This is a genomic window from Alcanivorax sp. S6407, from assembly GCF_023016115.1.
Lineage (GTDB): Bacteria > Pseudomonadota > Gammaproteobacteria > Pseudomonadales > Alcanivoracaceae > Alcanivorax.
Genome location: NZ_JALKBH010000003.1, coordinates 198,525 through 219,525, shown reverse-complemented (window position 1 = coordinate 219,525; position 21,001 = coordinate 198,525). Strand labels below are relative to the sequence as shown.

The following is a 21,001-nucleotide window of genomic DNA, read 5'->3' as shown; positions in this document are numbered from 1 at the left end:
CATGCAACATGTCATGAAGCGTAACGTCACCATATTGATGGCCAGCGCCATTTCCGCCCTGATGCTCACCGGTTGCGGTGAGGAGAAGGCGGCGCCAAGCGGGGGGATCGAACCCAAGGTCTACACCGATTCCCTGTTTGCGGTGATGAAGGCAGACCGTACCAACTACACCAAGATGATTATCGGCCGCCTTGGTCCGGCCGGCGCTGACAGCATCAAACCCCATGAATACTGGGAAGACCTGGAAAACGGTGCACCGCTGCCCGCGCAGATGTTCCGCTACGGCGCTGAAGCCGTGAGTGAAATGACCAGCGACTTCACTTATTCACTGCAATCCCTGTGGCCGATCAACGCCCAGAATGCTCCCAAGACCGATCTGGAAAAAGAAGGTCTCCAGTTCATCGTGGATAACCCGGGCAAGAACTTCTACGGCGAAGAAAAGCTGGGTGATACCACCTACTACACCGCGGTGTATCCGGATGTGGCAGTGGCCGCGCCCTGTGTGGCTTGCCACAACAATCACAAGGATTCCCCCAAGACCGATTTCGAAATGGGCGATGTGATGGGCGGTGTCGTCATTCGGGTGCCGATGTAGTTCGTCGGTCTGATGCAAGAAGACAGATGTGGCAATAGAGGCCCAGTGTTTCATGGGGGGAGTTTAGGTCGTCAAACACCTGACTCTTTCTCCCCGGCATCACGGCATTGGAGCCATTCTTATAAATGACAGGAGAAACACCATGACTCCCGAACAGATTGCTCTGGTTCAGGACAGCTGGGCGAAAGTGGAAGGCATTGCCGATCAGGCTGCAGCGCTGTTTTACGATCGTCTGTTTACCACCGACCCGGCGCTCAAGCCGCTCTTCAAGGGCAATATGGAAGAGCAGGGCAAGAAGCTGATGACCATGATCGGGGTGGCGGTGAAGGGGCTGGACAAGCTCGACACCATTGTTCCTGCGGTTCAGAAGCTGGGGGCTCGCCACAAGGATTACGGTGTGAAGCCGGCGGATTACGACACGGTGGCACAGGCCTTGCTTTGGACGCTGGGCCAGGGACTGGGTGATGCCTTTGACAGTGACACCGAAGCAGCCTGGACCGCCGCCTACACCATACTGGCCACCACCATGATCGACGCCGCTGAGTACTGAGCGACGCGAGCGGGTGGGGCGTTTTTGGCACCCAAAAGTGCACCAGGAGGGTGCGCTTTTGAGGTGCTGTATTGGTGAAAAATAAAATTCACATGAAAACAACAGGTTAGGATGACCATGACTGGCACAACCGTTGCAAAACAATCTGATAATACTCTTTGTCCGGATGCTCCAGACGTTATGGCTCTGAAAATCATGCTGGTGGATGACCAGCCACCGCGCGCCGCGATTCTCGAACGGGCCCTCATCGATGAGGGGCACGAGATCCTGTGTCGCCTGACCAGCGCAGCCGGTCTGGCGGAGAAGGTGCACAGTAGTAACCCGGATGTGGTCATCGTCGATATGGATGCCCCGGATCGGGACACCCTCGAGAGCATGGCGCTGGTGCAGCGGGATATCCCGCGTCCCATGGTCATGTTCTGCAACCAGGATGATGAAGACCTGGTGGTGGCGGCATTGCGTGCCGGTGTGAGTGCCTATGTGGCTGGGGAGACTGACCTGACCCGGGTACGTGGTGTGATGCGAGTGGCTACGGCGCGGTTCCGCGAATATCAGGCCCTGCGTGAAGAGCTGGAACAGACCCGTGAAGCACTGGCAGAACGCAAGATTATCGAGCGGGCGAAGGGGCTGCTGATGCAGCGTCGCCGGCTCAATGAGCAGGATGCCTACAGCACCCTGCGGCGGCAGGCCATGAACACCGGCCAGCCGTTGATTCAGGTAGCCCGCTCGGTGCTCGATTACGCCGAGATGCTGAAAGCGCAGGGATAAAACGCCGGACGCCCGAGGCCAAATGCCTGACGCCAATACAGGAGAGAACATGCGACGAGTGATGCCATTGAAAAAGTCCCGCAGTCTGGTGGATGCACCATCTAAACCTGTCAGCCGGGAAAGGCGTCCTGTCGAGATGAATGAACCACTGCGGCGCCCGGCATCCAGCGTTCGGCGTCAGGCGGTTGTGGAGCAAGAATAATGAAAATTCGTATTGGCTACATGCCTCTGACTGACAGCCTTCCCCTGGCGGTTGCCCAGGAAGCCGGCTATTTTGCGGCTGAAGGGCTCGACGTGGAGTTGCAGCCGGAGTGGAGCTGGGCAAGTCTGCGTGATCGCCTGCTGGTCGGTCAGCTGGACGCGGCCCCCATGTTGGCGCCAATGCTGATGTCCACCTCTCTGGGGCTGGGCTGCATCAAGAAGCCACTGGCCACCGCCTTTTCAATGGGCCTGAATGGTAATGGCATCACCGTTTCGCAGATGCTGTTTCAGGGCTTGTGCGCACTTTCCGAGGGCCCCACGCCGAATGACATGGCCACTGCCATGAACAAGTTGGTGGCGGCTCGAGCCAGCGGTGGTGAAGACCCGCTGGTGTTGGCAGTGGTGTTCCCGTTTTCTTGTCATGCCTATCAACTGCGTCACTGGCTGAGTGTGGCCGGGCTGGATCCGGACCATGATGTGAAACTGGTGGTGCTGCCACCGTCACAGATGGTGGATCATCTGCGCATGGGCCATATTGATGGCTTCTGTGTGGGTGAGCCATGGAACAGTCTGGCGGCGCTCACTGGTGCGGGCCATTGTATTCTGTCCGGTTACCAGATCTGGGAAAACGCGCCGGAAAAGGTGCTGGCGGTATCCCGTGACTGGGTTGCGCGCAATCCGGAAACGCATCGTTCCTTGCTGCGAGCCCTGTACAAGGCGGCTTGCCATGCGGATGAAAATCTTATCGACAGTCTCTCCCTGCTGGCCCATCCCGCCTGGCTGGATGTGCCGGAAGAAATTATTCGTGCGCCGTTCAGTAACCGTCTGCCCGGCGGGCTCACAGGCCAGCCGTTCCCGGCCCACCACTTCCATGTGTTTGCCGGTTTTCATGCCAACTTCCCCTGGCGTTCCGATGCCCGTTTCCTGCTGGAAGAAATGCAGCGTTGGCGGCAGTGCAATCTGGAAGAAAAGCAGACGTTTGCAGCCCAGTGTTATCGCACGGACCTGTTCCGTGATGCGCTGGCCGATCTCACCAGCCTGCCACTGATGGACAGCAAACCGGATGAGCGCCATGCCGGGCACTGGCAATTGCCTGGCGAACCCAAGCCGGTGGAGCTGGGTCCGGATCGTCTGCTGAAAGTCATCGAGGACCCGGCAGAAAGTTGAGGTGATGAGAAACGAGTAACGAGTTTCGAGTTTCGAGTCGCGAAAACCCGTCTGTCCGATGACCGCATGATGCCAGAAGCTTGATGCTGAAATTCAAGATCTCATTATCAACCCGCTGCTCGTCAGTGCCGAGGGAGCGCCTGGAGATTGATTTGGGAGCGTGCTTGCACGCGAAGGTCGGGTGAGTCTCTTTGTCTCTTTATTACATTTCGTAGGGCGGAAATGGGCGTGAGCCCATCTCCGCCATTGGCGCTGTATCGGCGGAGATCGGCCTTCGCCGATTTCCGCCCTACGATGTTTGACCCTGTGCCTTTGCCTTTCGCAACTCGCCACTCGCGACTGATCTTTGTAGGAGCGGTGGTTCCACCGCGAAAAAACAACGACAGGTTCGCACAGCGTCACAGAGAGAATGTTTTCCCTCAGTGAACTCTGTGCACTCTGTGGTAAAAACCCTTTTAGCCTGCCGCCCGCAACCGTTTGGCGGCCTCCACCATGTTGGCCAGCGCCCCTCGGGTCTCTTCCCATTGGCGGGTTTTCAGGCCGCAGTCCGGGTTCACCCAGAGTCGTTCGCGGGGTAGCTGTTCGGCAGCTTTCTCCATCAGTCCTACCATCCAGTCCACGTCCGGTTCATTAGGCGAGTGGATGTCGTATACGCCGGGGCCAATGTCATTGGGGTAGTGGAAATCCCGGAAGGCATTGAGCAACTCCATATTCGACCGTGATGTCTCGATGGTGATCACATCCGCATCCAGCGCCGCGATGGCGTCGATGATGTCGTTGAATTCCGCATAACACATGTGGGTATGGATCTGGGTGTCATCGGCCACGCCCACGGTGCTGAGGCGGAAGCAGTCCACGGCCCAGTCCAGATACTCCTGCCAGTCACCTTGTCGCAGGGGAAGCCCCTCACGAAGCGCGGGCTCATCGATCTGGATCACCTTGATACCCGCGGCTTCAAGATCCTGAACTTCATCCCGAAGTGCCAGGGCGATCTGCCGGCAGGTGTCGGCGCGGGGCTGGTCATCACGGACGAAAGACCACTGCAGGATGGTCACAGGACCAGTGAGCATCCCTTTGACGGGCTTGTCGGTGAGAGACTGGGCAAACTTCGCCCACAGCACCGTCATGGCTTCAGGGCGTTGCACATCACCGAAGATGATCGGTGGTTTCACGCAGCGGGAGCCATAGCTTTGCACCCAGCCGAAGCGAGTGAAGGCAAAGCCATCCAGCAACTCCCCGAAGTATTCCACCATGTCGTTACGTTCGGCTTCACCATGCACCAGTACATCCAGTTCCACCTCTTCCTGGTAACGGATACACAGCGCAATCTCTTCCTGCATCTGGCGAGTGTAATCGGCATCGTTCAATTTGCCGGCTTTCCAGTCCCGACGTGCACTGCGGATCTCCCGGGTTTGCGGAAAAGAACCGATGGTGGTGGTGGGAAACGCGGGCAGCTTGAGTGCCTGCTGTTGCTGCGCAATTCGTTCGGCAAACGGACTACGGCGATCTCGGGAAATATCCGCCGCCTCACGCAGGCGAGCGGCAACGTGACTGTTGTGAATCCGGGTGGAGTTGCGACGCGCCTGCAAGGCATCGCGTTGTGCCTGAAGGGCGCCGTTGACGCTGCTGTCACCGTCCAGGGCTCGGCCCAGTAACGCCAGCTCACCGAGTTTCTGTTTGGAGAAACTGAGCCAGCTTTTCAGTTCGTCGTCGAGGCCGTCTTCCTGATCCAGATCTACCGGGCTGTGCAACAGGGAGCAGGAGGGCGCCAGCCACAACTGTTCGCCTAGCGCATCGCGCAGTGGCAACAGGGTGTCGAGGGCGGCATCCAGATCAGTTCGCCAGATGTTGCGACCATTGATGACACCCAGTGAAAGCACCTTGTTGCCAAGACGCGGGATTACCTGTTCCAGATCATCATTGCCGCGCACGCGATCCAGGTGGATGCCGTCCACCGGCAGTTCCAGTGCCGTGAACAGATTGTTCTCCAGCCCGCCGAAGTAGGTGGCCAGTAGCAATTTTGCGTCGCTGGCAGCGGCGAGCTGGTCGTATACGCGCAGGTAGGCACGCAGCCAGCTGTCCGGCAGGTCCAGCACCAGAATCGGTTCATCGATCTGTACCCACTCCACGCCCTGATGGACCAGTTGCTGCAGAATCTGGCGGTAGACGGGAACCAGATTATCCAGCTGGTCCAGCTTGGCGTTGTCATCGGCGCTGGCGAAGCTTTCACCCTTGCTCAGGTAGAGGTAAGTCAACGGCCCGGGGATGACCGGCTTGGGGTTGTGCCCCTGACTGCTGGCTTCATCCACCTGCTCGAACAGGCTGTTGCCGGCAATTCGGAAACGCTGGTCTGCGGCCAGCTCCGGCACAATGTAGTGGTAGTTGGTATCGAACCATTTGGTCATCTCGCAGGCCGCAGCCGGAGTGCCGCTGGGGGCGCGGCCGCGAGCCATGCGAAACAGGGTATCCAGCGCCACCGGTTGCGCATCGTCCTGGGCAAACCGGTTGGGCACCACGCCCAGCAGGCAGCTGAATTCGAGAATCTGGTCGTACCAGGCAAAGTCTCCTACCGGCACGAGGTCCACGCCGGCCTCCGCCTGCATCGCCCAGTGCCGAGCGCGCAGGCTGCGGCCCACGTGCTCCAGTTCGCTCTGCTGAAGGTTGCCGGCCCAGTAAGCTTCCAGCGCCTGTTTCAGTTCCCGGCGGGCGCCGATACGGGGGAAGCCCAGGTTATGCAGGGTGGTCATGATCTGTCCTTGGTTGTGCTTTCAATGGGTAGGGCGTCGTCGGGACGAGCCAGTTGAGGCTATTGTGCTGATGTCGTTACTTGAGGCAAAATCAAATAACTAATCATCAATATGAGCTGCTCTCATTTTCTGTGTGGCGAGGGGATTGGCTGCAGTGAGCGGTCGGCTGGGTGGGGGCAGCAGTTGAAAGTTCAAAGTTGAAAGTTGAAACGCGAGGACGGGATGGAGGGGCCGTGCATCTAACGCCTGTGCGCGGGTAATGCTTGGCCGGCAAGATGGCCTGGTCCGCGCTTTTAAACTTTGAACTTTCAACGTTGAACTCGAACTCGCGTCCGGCCATCGATGCTCCAACGGTTTGAACGAATCGCTTGCAGGCAAGCTCCCACAAGGAAAACGCTGGAGGTTTTCATGCTTGAACTACGACATCTCGCTACCCTGCGAGCCATCGATGAAGCCGGCTCGCTGGTGGAGGCAGCGGAGCGCTTGCATGTGACCCAGTCTGCGCTGTCACATCAGCTCAAGGATCTGGAGCATCGCCTGGGAGTGGAGCTGCTGGTACGCAGGACCCGGCCGGTGCGTTTTACTACTGCAGGTCAGCGGTTGCTGGCGCTGGGGCAGGAAGTACTGCCGAAGGTGTTGCAGGCTGAGCGCGAGTTAAAGCGTTTGGCAGAGGGGCAATCGGGACGCCTTCATATCGCCATCGACTGCCACTCCTGTTTTCAGTGGCTGATGCCGGCGCTGGATGCGTTCCGGGAGCATTGGCCGGACGTGGAACTGGACCTGTCTGCCGCCTTCAGTTTTGCCCCGTTACCCGCCCTGTTGCGTGGGGATCTGGATATGGTGATTACCTCCGATCCCGTCGAAGACGAGGCGGTGAAGTATCTTCCACTATTCCGTTATGAGCTGGTGCTGGCGGTATCGGGGCGTTCGCCTCTGGCAGCGAAAACCTGGATCGAGCCGGAAGATCTGTCCGAACAGACGTTGATTACCTATCCGGTAGAGCGGGAGCGGCTGGATGTGTTCAACGTGTTTCTCGGCCCGGCCCGTGTGGAGCCCGCAGCGATTCGCACCGCAGAGTTGACCCCCATGACCGCCCAACTGGTGGCGGCCGGACGTGGTGTCGCGGCGCTCCCAAGTTGGGCGCTGACCGAGTATACCGAACACGATCTGTTGAAGACCGTGCGGCTGGGAGAAAAAGGGGTATGGCGAACGCTTTATGCCGCAGTGCGTATCGAGGATGAAGCGCTCGCCTATATTCAGGAGTTTCAGGAAACGGCCCAGGCGACATGTTTCAAGACGCTGAGCGGGGTGAAAGCGGTTAAAGGCAGTTAACAGTGAATAGTTAACAGTTAACAGCGAAAATCCCCGCTACCGCACCGTAGATACAAGGAGCCTGCCTGCAGGGGCGAGGTAAGGATTTCAGAAGCGAGTGGCGAGTAACGAGTTTCGAAAGGCAAAGGACAGGAAACTCGCTCTCGCGTGTTGCGTCTCTACGAAAAGATCTTAACCCCTACGATTCCCGCCACGATCATCATCAGGCAGAGCATTTTGCCCAGCGATACGCTGTCCTGAAAAAAGACGATGCCCAGCACCACGGTGCCGAAGGCGCCGATGCCGCTCCATACCGCGTAGGCGGTGCCGGCGGGGAGGTCGCGCATGGCCTGGGCCAGCAGCCAGAAACTCAGGGCGGCGGTGATCAGGGTAAAGACGGTGGGAAGCGGGCGGGTGAAGCCGTCGCTGGCTTTCAGACCCAGTGCCCAGGCAATTTCCAGCACACCTGCGAAAACGATAAAGACCCATGCCATGACAGAACTCCTGCATGGGGCCGTCCCCGCATTGATGCCGTGATCGGGGTCGTCCCCGGGCATGAATTGAATCCGGAAATATAGTGACTGGCGGCGGAATTTCAATAGGCCTGGCGGGGCTGCGGACGGGCGGTTGCATCAGCCCTCCGGGTCTATAAAGGTTTACCCGTCCTCATGCTCGGCAAACCACAGTTCATAAAGTGCCTCTTGTGCCTCGGGGTTGACGCAATCCTCTGTTTCCACAAAACGCATGTCCTGATCGTGATGACGTTTCCATTCGCCCAGCCGCATCAGGTAGCCAAAATCCGGACAGCCTTCCGGGGAGTCCGGGAGTTGCTGAAACAGCGGAATGAGTGGGGTGCTGAGTTTGCGAGACAACGGGGGAATGAAGGTGCTGGTACGGCCGATGCCATTTTCGTAATCCGGGTGACTGACCTGCCAGACCTGATGCGTCATGGCGCTGGCGGCCATCAGCAGGTGGACGCCCACGTGTGTCTGCTCCTCAATGACAAAACGCCCCTCGCTGTCACTGGTGGCTATCAATGAAGGATTATTACGGCTGATGACGGTGGCGCCGGCAACAGGCTGGCCGGTCTCGGCGTCGATCACGGAACCCTGCACAGGCTGAACATCCCATTGTTTCTTGATCGTCGGGATGCAGCCGACCAAAGGCAGCAGGCTAGCGATCAGCAGGGCGGTCTTCAGTTTCATCATCAGCAGTAACCCAGTAAAGCTGTTTGTGGCCAGTGGCGTCGTACTCCAGGCGCGCCCGGTCGGCGCTATGCCGATCCGGGTAACGGGCCACCAGGGCGATGACCCCGTTGTCGTCCTGTCGCCATAGTGAGTAAGTGCCTTCCAGTGTCATTGGCGGTCGGAATCAGGATGTCCAATGCTTGTAGGGTGTGCTGCTAAGTGCGCTGTTGTAATAACGCACTTCGCCGGTGACTTCTTCGCCAAGCCATTCCGGTTTATCGAACGGAGTGTCTTCGCTGGGCAGTTCGATTTCTGCTACCACGAGACCTTCATTGTCGCCATGGAACACATCGATCTCCCAGCACAGTTCCCCCTGGGGCTGGCGATAACGGGTCTTGTCGATCACGCCCTGGCCACACAGTTCGTCCAGCATGGAACGGGCTTCGTCTACGGGTATGGGGTATTCGAATTCGCTGCGGGTAGCCCCTTCGGTCTTGCCCTTGATGGTGAGCCAGGCGCTGTCGCCAGCGATGCGCACCCGTACGGTGGCGTTCTTGTCATGGCTCAGATAGCCCTGGGTCAGCCGTTCGCCGGCCAGGGTATCGATGATGCCGGTGTCGCGAACAAGAAACTTGCGTTCAATTTCCAGTGCCATGGTCCAGTCCCAGTTGGTCAAAGCTGATCTCGAAACCCAGTGCCTGGAAGCCGTCGAGAATCTCGGCGGGGAGGTAAAAGGCGGGATCATCCATAAAGAAATAGTGAGAAACGCCGATGCCATAGCGATAGTCATCGGCCAGGGCATCCAGTTGCGGGGCAATGCGCTTCAGCTTGAGCAGCAGTTTTTCGAAATGATCGCTGTGGCTGGCGGTTTCGTCCAGTTGGCTGGACAGGATCCAGCGGTTTTCCCTGCGCTGTGCCTCGGGCATGGTAGCGCTGAAGCTTTCCCCTTCCCGCCAGTAGTCATCGGCGCTTTGCCCCATCAGCAGATCCAGCTGCGAGGGATCGTGATCAAAACCAAAGATGGCGAAATAAACGTGGTGCTCGCTCATGGTGTTGCCGGACGCAGGTCACGGTTGCGCTCGAGTTGCTCCACCGGAAAGCCCTTGCTCTCGGCCACTTGAACCAGAGCCTGGTATTGATCGTCGGGCAGTTGTGGCTGGCGGGCCAGAATCCAAAGGTATTCGCGGCTGGGCTCACCGATCACCACGGTCTGGTAATCCTGATCCAGGGCGATGATCCAGTAGTTGCCTTCGGTGATGGTGGGGATCAGCCGGGAGACCCAGTTATCGAAACGTACCTTGAGTTTGGCATTGCCGGAATCCGGCAGTACCCGGGCGGTGCCGATCGCCTCGCTGGCTTCCTCGCCTTCACGCTGACAACGATTGATCACCTTTACGGTGCCATCGTCGTTGAGGCTGTAGGTGGCGGTGGAATCGAAACAGCCCCGCTGGAACCATTGTGGTAATCGGGCAATCTCATACCAGGTGCCGGCGTACTGCTCCAGGTCCACCTGCTTGACGGTGGCGAGCGGTTTTTCCTCTCCGCAACCAGAGAGCAGCAACAGGGCCAGCAGAGGCAGAAGAAGGTGTTTCATGATGGCTCCAGAGCATCAGGGAGACTACAGGCTAGCGCAGCCGGGACGGTAATCAAGCCCTGCGGTGACAGAGGCTCCTTAGGTCAACCCGGGGCCCGGTTGCCGTGCTATACTCCGGCGCTGTTTCAGGGAGCCCGATTTTGTCTGATACCCCCATTCGACTGACACTCGAACAATTGCAATGCGAGCGTGATGATCGCGTGCTGTTTCGTGATGTTTCCCTGACCGCCCGGGCTGGTGAGATCTGGCAGATTACCGGTGCCAACGGGGCCGGCAAGACCACCTTGTTGCGTATTCTGGTGGGGCTGCACGGCTTCTATGAAGGCCAGCGCGACTGGTGGGATGACAACTGGCGTAGTGAGCTGCTGTACCTGGGCCACCAACCTGGTGTGCGTGAGGAACTTACGCCGCTTGAGAACCTCAAATTTACCTGCGCGCTGGGCGCCCAGTCAGGTGATCCCATGGCGGCACTGGCGGCGGTGGGTCTGCGTGGTTTCGAGGATGTGCCGGCGGCGCATCTTTCCGCTGGCCAGAAACGCCGCGTGGCGCTGGCACGGTTGTGGCTGGAGCGTAAGGGTGTGTGGGTGCTGGATGAGCCCTACACCGCCATTGATCAGGATGGCGTGGCGCAACTGGATGAGCAGATCCAGAAGGCCGCCGACGCTGGCAGTCTGGTGCTGTACACCTCCCACCATCAGGTGGGCGATGGAGTGAAAAGGTTGCACCTTGCCAAGGGGCGTGCGGAGGTGCTGGCATGACAGCTTTTCGTGCGGCCCTGTCCCGGGAATTACTGGTGCTGTGGCGTAGCCCGGCGGAGATCATCAATCCGCTGTTTTTCTTCGTCATGGTCATCAGTCTGTTCCCGCTGGCGATTTCGCCCAAGCCGGAACTCCTGGCGCTGATTGCCCCCGGCGTATTGTGGGTAGCGGCCCTGCTGGCGGTGATGCTGTCACTGGATGGGCTGTTCCGTCGAGATCAGGAAAGCGGGGTGTTGGAGCAGTTGCTCACCTCGCCGGTGATGACGGTGGTGCCGGTCACGGCCAAGCTGCTGGCCCACTGGCTGCTCACGGGCCTGCCGCTGGTGCTGGTGTCGCCGGTGCTGGCACACATGCTGCAGTTGCCTGATCGGGTGCTGGGTGTGGTGATGCTCAGCCTGCTGCTGGGCACCCCGGCACTGACGGTGATCGGTGCCATCGGTTCGGCCCTCACCGTGGGCTTGAACCGGGGCGGGATATTGTTGGCGGTATTGGTGTTGCCGCTGTACATTCCGGTGCTGATTTTTGGCGCCGGGGTGATTCGTACTGCCGTGGAAGGTGGCCCGGTACCTGGTGTGCTGGCCATCCTCGGTGCGCTGTTGGCGCTCACCGCCAGCCTTGGCCCTCTGGCCGTGGCGGCGGGTCTGAAAATCAGCTCAGGAAACTAAATGGTCTGGCAAACGCTCAAGCGCTGGTATCACATGCTGGGATCCCCGCGCTACTTTCATACCTTCAGCTCCCGGGTACTGCCCTGGCTGACGCCTATTGCCCTGATTACCCTGCTCACCGGACTGGTCTGGGGCCTGGCGTTCGCGCCCAGCGATTATCAGCAGGGCAACAGCTACCGCATCATTTTCATCCATGTGCCGGCTTCCAGCGGCGCGCTGATGGGCTACATGGCTCTGGGTGTGTCCGGGTTGGTGGCCGTGGTGTGGCGCATGAAAATGGCCGAGGTGATGCTCAAGGCCATCGCCCCGTTCGGTGCGGCGCTGGCAGCGATTTCCCTGATCACCGGTTCCCTGTGGGGCAAGCCCACCTGGGGCACCTACTGGCAGTGGGATGCCCGCATGACGTCCATGCTGATTCTGCTGTTCATGTATGTGGGCGTGATTGCCCTGCAGAACGTGATCCGCGAGCCTCGCCAGGCTGCCCGGGCAGCGGGCCTGCTGGCCATCGTCGGGGTGATCAATGTGGTGATCGTGAAGTATTCGGTGGAATGGGTGCAGACCCTGCATCAGGGTTCCACCCTGAAACTGTTCGGAGAATCCACCATCAACCCGGCCATGAAATACCCGCTGCTGATCAGCATGCTGGGGCTGTGGTTACTGTATGCGGTGAATGTGCTGATCCGTGCCCGTAGCGAAGTAGAGTGGCGCGAGCGGCGCAGCAAGTGGGTACAGACCCTGATCCGGACAGGAGGCAAGTAACATGGCATTTGAATCCTTTGCCGACTTTCTGGCCATGGGCAAACATGGCTTTTTCGTCTGGACCGCCTACGGAATCAGCGCGGTTCTGATCATTGCCAGCATGGTGCTGGCACTTCGTGGACAGGGACAGGTGCGAGAAACCCTTGCGCGGCAACAGCGCAGAGCTGAGGTAGATGAATGAATTCCGTACGTAAGCAACGCCTGATTCTGGTGCTGGCGGTTCTGGTGGGCCTGGGTATTGCCGTGGGCCTGATGTTTTACGCCCTGCGTCAGAACATCAATCTGTTCTACACCCCTCAGCAGGTGGTCGCCGGTGAAGCGCCGCTGGACACCCAGATGCGGGTCGGCGGGCTGGTGGTCGATGGCTCTGTGAAGCGCAATGAAGAAACCCTCGACGTGACCTTCGACATCACCGACGGCAAAGGCAGCTTCACGGTTCATTACCAGGGCATCCTCCCGGACCTGTTCCGCGAAGGGCAGGGCATCGTCGCCAACGGCACCCTGATCAGCACCTCCCGCTTCGAAGCCGAGGAAGTACTGGCCAAGCACGACGAAACCTACATGCCACCGGAAGTGCAGGATGCGCTGGAGAAGGCGGGGCATCCGGGGGCCAAGAAGGCTGATGGATATAGTGAATAGTTAACAGTTAACAGTTAATAGCGCGCGGTCGGGTTTTGTCATGACTGCAAGTAAGAGGCCGCGTCCAAAGCCTGGGCGCGGCCTCTTGCGTTTGGGAACTGACACCCTCTATCGCGCGCTGTTAACTATTCACTGTTAACTGTTAACTTTCCCTTGCGCCCCCCCTCCCACAAGCCCTAAATTCGCCCCTATCGGCACCCCATTCGCGGTGCCCCTGTGTCAGGGCTTTTCATGAGTCAGGTCATCATTCTGGTAGACGATCCCGCTGATTGGGCCGCCTACTATCCCGCCCGCCATCTGTTGTCTGCCCGGGAATATCTTCAGGCTGAACAAGCGGTCTGCACGGACAAGAAGGTGCAGGTGCTTAACCTGTGCCGCAGTTATAAATACCTCAGCCCCGGATACTATTGTTCGCTGCTGGCCGAAGCCCGTGGTCAGCGGGTGATGCCCTCGGTGCGTACAGTAAACGATCTGAGTCGCAAGGCTCTCTATGGCCTGCATTTCGACCAGTTCGAAGCCGCCCTCGACAAGGCCATGAAGCGCAAGGGAAGTGCCTCGGATCGCTTCACGCTGCTGTTGTTCTTTGGCCAGACCGATCAGGAAGGGCTGGCGGATCTGGGCCGGCAGATCTTTGATCAGCTGCCATGCCCGCTGCTCAAGGTGGAGTTTCGCCGCCGCGAGAACTGGAGCATTGAAGCTCTCAAGCCGGTCACCCTGAAGCAATTGAAAGGCAACCAGGAAGATCAGTTCGCCCAGGCCCTGGAGCAGTTCAATGCAAGGGTGTGGCGCAATCCGCGCCGCCGTCGCAGTGACCGCTATGAGCTGGCCATGCTGGTCAACGATGACGAGGCCATGCCGCCGAGCAACAAGACCGCGTTGAAACGCTTTATCAAGGCAGGTCGGCAATTGGGTATCCGGGTCGACCTGGTTGGCCGGGACGCTTACACGCGGCTGGGTGAATACGATGGTTTGTTCATTCGCGAAACCACCGCGCTGGATCACCATACCTATCAGTTTGCCCGCAAGGCCGAGCAGGAAGGCATGGTGGTGATTGATGATCCGGGCTCCATTCTGCGCTGCACCAACAAGATCTATCTGGCCGAGTTGATGCAGGCCAACAATGTGCCGGTGCCGCCTACTGCGTTCATCTTCTCCGCTGACGATGAGCAGATCGACAGGCTGGTGGACGAGCTCAAGCTGCCCATGGTGCTGAAGATTCCGGACGGCAGCTTTTCCCGGGGGATCAGCAAGGTCACTACCCGCGAGGCGCTGGCTGCGGCACTGGCCGGTTATCTGAAGCAGTCATCGGTGGTGCTGGCCCAGGCCTTCATGTATACCGACTATGACTGGCGCATCGGGGTGCTCAACAACCGGCCGCTGTTTGCCTGCCAGTATTTCATGAGCAAGGGCCACTGGCAGATCTATCATCACCAGAGCAGCGGCAAGACCGCATCCGGCAACAGCCGCACGCTGCCGGTACAGGAAGTCCCGGCCAAGGTGCTGAAGACGGCATTGAAAGCCGCGCGTTTGATGGGCAACGGTCTCTATGGCGTGGATCTGAAGCAGTCCGGTGACGAGATCGTGGTTATCGAAGTGAACGACAACCCCAATATCGATGCCGGCGTGGAAGATGCCTGGTTGGGCGAGGATCTCTACCGCCAGTTGATGCTGGAATTCCTGCGTCGCCTGGAAGCCAAGCGAATCGGCCTGCCGGTATAAGCAGCTACGAGCTACGAGCCACGAGCTACGAGCTACGAGCTACGAGCTACGAGCTACGAGCTACGAGCTACGAGCTACGAGCTACGAGCTACGAGCTACGAGCTACGCTGATTGGAATAAGAAAGGCCGAAAAGTTCCCTAGCTTCGGCATTTCTACGAAGCCGCTGTAGGAGCGCAACTTGAGGCGCGAACCGAGCGACAGCGAGGAACTGAGATGCAGTTGGCTCCTGTCTCTGTTAGAGCCCGTAGGAGCTATGCTTGCATGGCGATCCTCGTTTCAGCGAGGTAAGGATTCCAGAGACGCTGTTCGAATTGTATAAGAAACCCAGCAAGGCTGGCACGCTGGCGGAGATCGGCTTTCGCCGATTTCCGCCCTACATTCTTTGAGCCCTTAATGGGTTTTCTCGCGTCAAGCGTGTTGCATGAAGCGTCAGACGTCTCTCTATTGAACACCCCGCCAAACACCCCGTAACACCCCTTCATTGCGTTTCCTCCTTCCTTGCGGTCTTATCGAAAAAAAGACACAGGATCGTTTCATGCAACTGCTCGGATTATTACGCCGCGAGCTGCGCAGTGAATGTCGCCAGTGGGTGGAAGAGGGGGACATCAGTGCGGAGCAGGGCAATCGTATCCTTGCCCGTTATGGCACCAGTCTTGACGATGGCTGTGATGGCTCCCTGGCCTACAAGGTGTTGGTGGGGATCGCCTTGCTGTTTGTGGGCATGGCGCTGTTGTTGCTGGTCTCTGCCAACTGGGAGGACATCCCCCGTGCTGTGCGCATGCTGGGCCTGATCGGCACCACACTGGCGCTCAACGGGATGGGCATCTATCAATACCTGAAACGCGAAGCCGGGCTCGGCTGGCTGTTTGTGGGCAGCATCAGCTATGGAGCCTCCATCATGCTGATCGCCCAGATCTATCATCTCGGCGAACACTACCCGGATGGGCTGTTCTACTGGGCCCTGGGAATCGCGCCAATGGCCTTGCTGGTGCGCAGCCGGGTGCTGGCCCTGTTGATGCTGGCGGTGGCACTGCTGTGGCTGCTCAACGAGGGCAAATTCTCGCCGCCCTGGGAAATGGTGCTGTTTATTGCCGCCGCTCTCGGGGTGGCACGTCAGGCGCGTTCGGCTGGCCTGAATGTGGTGACCGTGGCCGTGACGGTGGGCTGGCTAAATATTCTGCTGGCCTGGTTCTACGGCTATCCCTGGCGACCGGATTTCGATACCGGCCACTTCACCATGAATATGGGGCTGCTGGCGCTGGTATTCATGGTCGGGCATCGTCTGGCGCCGAGCGCCTCGGCCCCCATGCGCCGAACGGCTACCTTGCTGTCGCTGTGGTCCCTGCGCGGCTATTTGATCCTGCTGATCCCGTTCACCTTTTCCAGTGCCTGCAGTGCCTACATGAAGGATCTGCAGGGCTTTTCTGATCCTGGTTTATGGCTGGGGCTGATGGCGGCGATCCCGGCGGCTTTGCTGGCACTGCGTGATGGTGGTGCCCATCCTCTCGCCCGCGGGTTGGTGATGGGGGTGCCGCTGTTGCTGGTGCTGTTTCATGGCATGGATAGAGAGGCTGTCGCCGTGCCCATGGCGGTGATGGTGAACCTGCTGGCGCTGGTGTCTGCCATCGTGCTGATCCAGCAGGGGCTTGAGAAAGGCTTCAGCCAGTATTTCTACAGTGGTGTCGGGTTGTTGCTGGTGCTGGCCATGATCCGCTATGTGGATCTGGTCGGCGACTACGTGGGTGGTGCCGTCATGTTCCTGATCGCGGCGGCTATCCTCTATGCGGCGGCACGCTACTGGCGTGACCGGCAGCCGCCGGGGCAGGGCACACAAGGAGGTCAGCGCCATGAATAAGCGTACTCTGAAACTGGCTCTGATAGCCGCGTTGGGCCTGCAGCTGGTGATCATGGCAGGGGTGTTTATCAACGGCTTCTATCCGCTGTGGGTAGGCGAGGAAATCCGCCTGAAGACACAGCCGGTGGACCCCCGCGACCTGTTCCGCGGCAACTATGCGCGGCTCAACTATCCCTTCAGCAACCTGGAGGCCCCGGACTTCCTTCCCGGCGACGTGATTTATCTGCCGTTGACGCGGGAAGGGAACCTGTGGACTGCCGGAGAGCCGGATCATCACAAGCCCGAGCAGGGCCTGTTCCTGCGCGGCCGCGTTTCCTCCAGTCCCTGGTGGGGCGGCAGTCGCCTGACCTTCGGCATCGAAGCCCTGTTCGCCCCGAAGGAAAAAGCCCTGGCCCTGGAGCGGCAGCTCCGTGAGGAAGCGGTGGCGGTGGTCAGGGTGGCGCCGAATGGGCGTGCTGCATTGGTTTCAGTTAACAGTGAATAGTTAACAGTGAACAGCGCGCGGTCGGGCTCCCTTGATCCTGAAACGCATGAGGCCGCGCCCATAGTCTGGGCGCGGCCTCATGGATTGCAGTCAAAACAGGCGCGTAACCGCGAGCTGTTCACTATTCACTGTTAACTGTTCACTGCCCTCCGAGCACTTTCTGCACAAACCCGGACTCTTTCTCGATGGTCCTGGCGAACGGCTCCAGCGCATGCATGCGCTCGGTGTGGGCGGCCAGGTGGGGGTACCTGGTGGCATCGACGGCTTCGCCGCCATGGTGGAAGTTGACCAGTTGGCTGGCCAGGGCGATGTCGGCGATGGTGAGGTTGTCACCGACCAGGAATTCGCGGCCTTCCAGTTCAGTGTTCAGGTAGTCGAACAGCGGCGGGATGGTCTGTTCCAGGGCGTGCTGGACCTTCTCCTCGTCACACTCCTTGCCGATCAGGCGCATCAGTACCCGGTTGCGGAACACCGCGAAGGTGCAGCGCATGGCAAGGTCGTAATCCACGAAACGCTCGAGCCAGATGGTGCGGCCCAGGTCCATGGCGTCGGAGGGGTAGAGGGCCGGTTCCGGGTTGACCTTCTCGGCCCAGGCGCAGATGGCGGCGGAGTCGGGCAGGTACTGGCCATCCACTTCCAGGGCCGGGATCCGCTTCATGGGGCTGATTTTCTCGTAGCCTTCCGGGAAGTTGGTCGGGTCCACATGTACGGATTCGTATTCGATTCCCTTCAGGGCCAATGCGACCCGGGTCTTGCGGACAAAAGGCGACAGAGCGGCGCCGTACAGCTTGATGGTCATGTTTCTCTCCCGGAAAATGAGCGTTTTTTCAGCAAGTTGCCGATTATTAAGGCTCTTTATCAGAGCAGGGTGACTTTTTGGGGTCAATGGTGAGTCAGGACAAAAATTTTCCTTGACGATGGGGGCTCAGATACCTATTCTACGCGCCGCTTTGACGCACCACGTCAAGCCCGGGTCCCCTTCGTCTAGTGGCCCAGGACACCGCCCTTTCACGGCGGTAACAGGGGTTCGACTCCCCTAGGGGACGCCACTAATTCGCTGGTAGTTAGCTGGCAACAAGTAAAGCGGGAATAGCTCAGTTGGTAGAGCACGACCTTGCCAAGGTCGGGGTCGCGAGTTCGAATCTCGTTTCCCGCTCCAAATAAAGAAGGGACCCAATCGGGTCCCTTTTTTTTGGCCGCTGCGCGGCTGCATCACGCTTCATGCAACACGCATCACGCCAGAATCCAGAACCCTAAAGGTTGTTTTACCACAGAGGTCACAGAGATCACTGAGGAAAAACAGGGCAGGGCATAACGGGCCTCAGTCCACAAAGGTTTTCGCAACTCGAAACTCGCGTCTCGCCCCGCACTTTGTTTCGCTGTGGGAGCTCTCTGTGCCCTTCAGGGTATGCCTGCAAGCGATAGAGCGTTATGGAAGGCGGGTTTAAAGCGTCAGGCATCAGGCATCAAGCATCTGGCGTTCTTTCCACCATTGGCATTCCCCGCTTTGCTGCCTACACTGATGGCTGACCAGAAGCGATAAGACTATGGCCCGCCTACACCCGCGATTACTGGATGCCCTCAACCTGCTGCCGAAGGACAAGCCTGTCCATCTGCTGACCCGCCATTCCGTGCGTGAGCTGGCCAAGAATGGCTTTGCCGATTATCGCCTGCCGCTGACCCCGGAAGGGGTGGAAATGGCCCGTGACTGGGGCGGCAAGCTGAACCGGCCGGTGGAGGCGTTCTACTCCAGTCCGGTGGGGCGCTGTATCAATACCGCCAAGGCCATGGCGGAAGGGGCGGTGAAGGCCGGGTTGATGGCCAAGGCACCAGAGGACATCGAGGTCGATACCACCCTGGTCGAACCCGGCTGTTACGTGGTTGATATCAACGAAGTCGGCCCCACCTTCTTCAAGCTGGGAGCCTTTCGCTTCCTCAACAAGCACCTGCAGGAACCATTCGAGGGGATGCTGTCCCCGGCGGAAGGCCGGGCCAAGCTGGCGGCGTATCTGCAGGAAAGAGAGCCCCGCCCGGGCCATCTCAATGTGCATGTCACCCATGACACCATCCTCGCGGTACTGGTGGCAGAATTGCACGGCCGTCGTCAGATCACCGAAGACGACTGGCCCTGGATGATGGAAGGCCTGTGGGTGTGGTTCACATCCGGGCAGATGCACTGGATCTGGCGTGGCGATCACGGCCACTGCGCGCTGTAGTTCTGTCCTTAATTCTTTATTTCCAATTCTGACCGAGGTGAATCTTGTCAGCGCTGACGATTCGTAATCTCACCAAGACCTATGCCAACGGTGTCCAGGCACTAAAAGGCATTGATCTTGAAGTACAGCAGGGCGATTTTTTTGCCCTGTTGGGCCCTAACGGGGCGGGTAAATCCACCACCATTGGCGTGATCAGCTCACTGGTGAGCAAGAGCGAGGGTGAGGTGAGCATCTTCGGCCACTCACTGGATGCCGAGCGTTCCATCGCCAAGAAGAAAATCGGCGTGGTGCCCCAGGAATTCAACTTCAACCAGTTCGAAAAGGTGTTCGATATCGTGGTGACCCAGGCGGGCTTCTACGGTATTCCGGCACCGCTGGCACGAGAGCGGGCGGAAAAATATCTGCGCCAGCTAGGCCTGTGGGACAAGCGCGACATGCAGTCGCGCACTCTTTCCGGCGGCATGAAGCGCCGCCTGATGATCGCCCGTGCCCTGGTCCATGAGCCCGATCTGCTGATTCTGGATGAGCCCACCGCCGGCGTGGATATCGAGCTGCGTCGTTCCATGTGGGATTTTCTTACCCGCATCAATCAGGAAGGCAAGACCATTATCCTGACCACCCACTACCTGGAAGAAGCCGAATCCCTGTGCCGCAATATCGCCATCATTGATCACGGCACCATTGTGGAAAATACCAGCATGCGTGCGCTCCTCGAGAAGCTGCAGGTCGAGACCTTCATTCTCGATCTGGCCCGGCCGGTAGAGACAGTGCCGGCACTGGATGGCTTTGATGTGATTCTCAAGGACAGCCAGACCCTGGAAGTGGCAGTGCCCAAGACACAAAGCCTCAATACCCTGTTTGTGGCGCTGGCCGAGCAGAATTTTGAAGTGATGAGCATGCGCAACAAGGCCAACCGGCTGGAAGAGCTGTTTGTGCGTCTGGTCGAGAAGAACCTGGCAGGGGAGGCATCCGCATGAGTCCACGTGAACAGTGGGTGGCGTTCCTGACCATCGTCACCAAGGAAATTCGCCGTTTCACCCGGATCTGGCCGCAGACCCTGTTGCCGCCGGCCATCACCATGAGCCTGTATTTCGTGATCTTCGGCAACCTGATCGGTAGCCGGGTAGGGGAGATGGGCGGCTTCGATTACATGCAGTACATCGTGCCGGGTCTGATCATGATGAGCGTGATCCAGAACAGTTATGGCAATGTGGTGAGTTCGTTCTTTTCCACCAAGTTCCAGCATTCCATCGAGGAAATGCTGGTCTCGCCCATGCCGTCCTGGATCATTCTCACTGGCTTTGTGGTAGGCGGCATGGTGCGTGGCATGTTGGTGGGGGTGATCGTTAGCCTGTTGAGCCTGTTCTTTACCCACCTTTCCATGCAGCACGTCTTTGTCACTGTCGTGGTGGTGGTGCTCACCGCCGCGCTGTTTGCCATTGGTGGTTTCATCAACGCCATCCTGGCGAAAAAGTTTGATGACATTTCCATTGTGCCGACCTTTGTCCTCACGCCGCTGACCTATCTGGGCGGGGTATTCTATTCCATCGATATGTTGCCGGAGTTCTGGCGCACGGTAAGCCTGGCGAACCCCATCGTGTATATGGTGAATGCCTTCCGGTATGGGGTGCTGGGGGTCAGTGATGTGAATGTCTATGCATCGCTGGCCACCATTGCCGGCTTTGTGGCGGTGTTTTTTGTGATTGCGTTGTGGATGTTGCAGCGTGGCACTGGCATCCGTCATTAATTAGTATTAAAGCTGTTATATCAGGCCATTGAGGGCAC

The 21,001-nt window shown here is 58.8% G+C and carries 24 protein-coding genes and 2 tRNA genes; 18 read left to right on the top strand and 8 right to left on the bottom strand.

Annotation, left to right across the window (positions count from 1 at the left end):
- Position 1 precedes the first annotated feature (1 nt).
- From MWU49_RS09785 to MWU49_RS09770, 4 genes are all read left to right on the top strand, one after another.
- Complete coding sequence (locus MWU49_RS09785) at positions 2-595, top strand: DUF3365 domain-containing protein (protein WP_246971314.1); 594 nt, start codon at positions 2-4, stop codon at positions 593-595.
- A gap of 142 nt (positions 596-737) precedes the next feature.
- Positions 738-1,145, top strand: a complete 408-nt coding sequence (locus MWU49_RS09780; RefSeq protein ID WP_246971312.1) for a globin family protein — start codon at positions 738-740, stop codon at positions 1,143-1,145.
- A gap of 180 nt (positions 1,146-1,325) precedes the next feature.
- Positions 1,326-1,913 carry an ANTAR domain-containing protein gene (locus tag MWU49_RS09775; RefSeq protein WP_246971310.1) on the top strand — a complete coding sequence of 196 codons (588 nt, stop codon included), beginning with the start codon at positions 1,326-1,328 and terminating at the stop codon, positions 1,911-1,913.
- Positions 1,914-2,114: 201 nt separating this feature from the next.
- The gene (locus MWU49_RS09770) at positions 2,115-3,281 is read left to right on the top strand and encodes a CmpA/NrtA family ABC transporter substrate-binding protein (protein ID WP_246971308.1); all 1,167 of its coding nucleotides are present in this window, start codon (positions 2,115-2,117) and stop codon (positions 3,279-3,281) included.
- Between the two features lie 455 nt (positions 3,282-3,736).
- Here the strand turns inward: MWU49_RS09770 and metE are convergent, their stop codons facing one another.
- Complete coding sequence (metE, locus tag MWU49_RS09765; RefSeq protein WP_246971298.1) at positions 3,737-6,028, bottom strand: 5-methyltetrahydropteroyltriglutamate--homocysteine S-methyltransferase; 2,292 nt, start codon at positions 6,026-6,028, stop codon at positions 3,737-3,739.
- 408 nt (positions 6,029-6,436) lie between these two features.
- On the opposite strand from metE, the gene MWU49_RS09760 reads away from it, so the two are divergent.
- Positions 6,437-7,360 (top strand): LysR family transcriptional regulator, encoded by a 924-nt coding sequence (locus MWU49_RS09760; RefSeq protein WP_246971296.1) that lies wholly within the window; start codon positions 6,437-6,439, stop codon positions 7,358-7,360.
- A gap of 158 nt (positions 7,361-7,518) precedes the next feature.
- Here the strand turns inward: MWU49_RS09760 and MWU49_RS09755 are convergent, their stop codons facing one another.
- The 6 genes from MWU49_RS09755 to MWU49_RS09730 form a co-directional block, all read right to left on the bottom strand.
- Complete coding sequence (locus MWU49_RS09755) at positions 7,519-7,833, bottom strand: multidrug efflux SMR transporter (RefSeq protein ID WP_246971292.1); 315 nt, start codon at positions 7,831-7,833, stop codon at positions 7,519-7,521.
- Positions 7,834-7,995: 162 nt separating this feature from the next.
- Entirely contained in the window at positions 7,996-8,547 is a 552-nt protein-coding gene (locus MWU49_RS09750; protein ID WP_246971289.1) for a carboxypeptidase-like regulatory domain-containing protein, read from the bottom strand.
- On the bottom strand, positions 8,513-8,698 hold the full coding sequence (locus MWU49_RS09745; RefSeq protein ID WP_246971287.1) for a hypothetical protein: 186 nt from the start codon (positions 8,696-8,698) through the stop codon (positions 8,513-8,515). Before MWU49_RS09745 ends, MWU49_RS09750 begins: the two co-directional genes overlap by 35 nt.
- Before the next feature lie 12 nt (positions 8,699-8,710).
- The gene (locus MWU49_RS09740) at positions 8,711-9,181 is read right to left on the bottom strand and encodes a CYTH domain-containing protein (protein WP_246971285.1); all 471 of its coding nucleotides are present in this window, start codon (positions 9,179-9,181) and stop codon (positions 8,711-8,713) included.
- Positions 9,165-9,575 carry a DUF4279 domain-containing protein gene (locus MWU49_RS09735; protein WP_246971283.1) on the bottom strand — a complete coding sequence of 137 codons (411 nt, stop codon included), beginning with the start codon at positions 9,573-9,575 and terminating at the stop codon, positions 9,165-9,167. The genes MWU49_RS09740 and MWU49_RS09735 overlap by 17 nt, the downstream gene beginning before the upstream one ends.
- Entirely contained in the window at positions 9,572-10,120 is a 549-nt protein-coding gene (locus tag MWU49_RS09730; protein ID WP_246971281.1) for a lipocalin family protein, read from the bottom strand. Before MWU49_RS09730 ends, MWU49_RS09735 begins: the two co-directional genes overlap by 4 nt.
- Positions 10,121-10,260: 140 nt before the next feature.
- Between MWU49_RS09730 and ccmA the strand changes: the two genes are divergently transcribed.
- From ccmA to MWU49_RS09690, 8 genes are all read left to right on the top strand, one after another.
- Positions 10,261-10,878, top strand: coding sequence for a cytochrome c biogenesis heme-transporting ATPase CcmA (gene ccmA / locus MWU49_RS09725; protein ID WP_246971279.1), 618 nt, complete (start codon positions 10,261-10,263; stop codon positions 10,876-10,878).
- The gene (ccmB, locus tag MWU49_RS09720; RefSeq protein ID WP_246971277.1) at positions 10,875-11,543 is read left to right on the top strand and encodes a heme exporter protein CcmB; all 669 of its coding nucleotides are present in this window, start codon (positions 10,875-10,877) and stop codon (positions 11,541-11,543) included. Before ccmA ends, ccmB begins: the two co-directional genes overlap by 4 nt.
- Positions 11,544-12,302 (top strand): heme ABC transporter permease CcmC, encoded by a 759-nt coding sequence (ccmC, locus tag MWU49_RS09715; protein WP_246971274.1) that lies wholly within the window; start codon positions 11,544-11,546, stop codon positions 12,300-12,302. It abuts the gene before it with no gap.
- 1 nt (position 12,303) lies between these two features.
- The gene (gene ccmD, locus MWU49_RS09710) at positions 12,304-12,483 is read left to right on the top strand and encodes a heme exporter protein CcmD (RefSeq protein ID WP_246971271.1); all 180 of its coding nucleotides are present in this window, start codon (positions 12,304-12,306) and stop codon (positions 12,481-12,483) included.
- On the top strand, positions 12,480-12,941 hold the full coding sequence (gene ccmE / locus MWU49_RS09705) for a cytochrome c maturation protein CcmE (RefSeq protein ID WP_246971268.1): 462 nt from the start codon (positions 12,480-12,482) through the stop codon (positions 12,939-12,941). The genes ccmD and ccmE overlap by 4 nt, the downstream gene beginning before the upstream one ends.
- Positions 12,942-13,172: 231 nt before the next feature.
- Positions 13,173-14,660, top strand: a complete 1,488-nt coding sequence (locus tag MWU49_RS09700; protein ID WP_246971265.1) for a RimK family protein — start codon at positions 13,173-13,175, stop codon at positions 14,658-14,660.
- 536 nt (positions 14,661-15,196) lie between these two features.
- The gene (locus MWU49_RS09695) at positions 15,197-16,516 is read left to right on the top strand and encodes a DUF2157 domain-containing protein (RefSeq protein WP_246971263.1); all 1,320 of its coding nucleotides are present in this window, start codon (positions 15,197-15,199) and stop codon (positions 16,514-16,516) included.
- Entirely contained in the window at positions 16,509-17,000 is a 492-nt protein-coding gene (locus MWU49_RS09690; protein ID WP_246971260.1) for a GDYXXLXY domain-containing protein, read from the top strand. The genes MWU49_RS09695 and MWU49_RS09690 overlap by 8 nt, the downstream gene beginning before the upstream one ends.
- Before the next feature lie 139 nt (positions 17,001-17,139).
- On the opposite strand, the gene MWU49_RS09685 is transcribed toward MWU49_RS09690, so the two are convergent.
- Entirely contained in the window at positions 17,140-17,799 is a 660-nt protein-coding gene (locus MWU49_RS09685; protein WP_246971257.1) for a glutathione S-transferase family protein, read from the bottom strand.
- Positions 17,800-17,973: 174 nt separating this feature from the next.
- Between MWU49_RS09685 and MWU49_RS09680 the strand changes: the two genes are divergently transcribed.
- The 5 genes from MWU49_RS09680 to MWU49_RS09660 all read left to right on the top strand — a co-directional run bounded on the left by MWU49_RS09680 (position 17,974) and on the right by MWU49_RS09660 (position 20,963).
- Positions 17,974-18,049 (top strand) — tRNA-Glu (locus MWU49_RS09680).
- A 34-nt stretch (positions 18,050-18,083) separates the two neighbouring features.
- Positions 18,084-18,159, top strand: a tRNA-Gly gene (locus tag MWU49_RS09675).
- A gap of 388 nt (positions 18,160-18,547) precedes the next feature.
- Positions 18,548-19,216, top strand: a complete 669-nt coding sequence (locus MWU49_RS09670) for a histidine phosphatase family protein (RefSeq protein WP_246971255.1) — start codon at positions 18,548-18,550, stop codon at positions 19,214-19,216.
- Positions 19,217-19,260: 44 nt separating this feature from the next.
- Positions 19,261-20,193, top strand: coding sequence for an ABC transporter ATP-binding protein (locus MWU49_RS09665; protein ID WP_246971251.1), 933 nt, complete (start codon positions 19,261-19,263; stop codon positions 20,191-20,193).
- Positions 20,190-20,963: an ABC transporter permease gene (locus MWU49_RS09660; RefSeq protein ID WP_246971248.1), complete on the top strand. Its 774-nt coding sequence runs from the start codon at positions 20,190-20,192 to the stop codon at positions 20,961-20,963. The genes MWU49_RS09665 and MWU49_RS09660 overlap by 4 nt, the downstream gene beginning before the upstream one ends.
- Positions 20,964-21,001 lie beyond the last annotated feature (38 nt).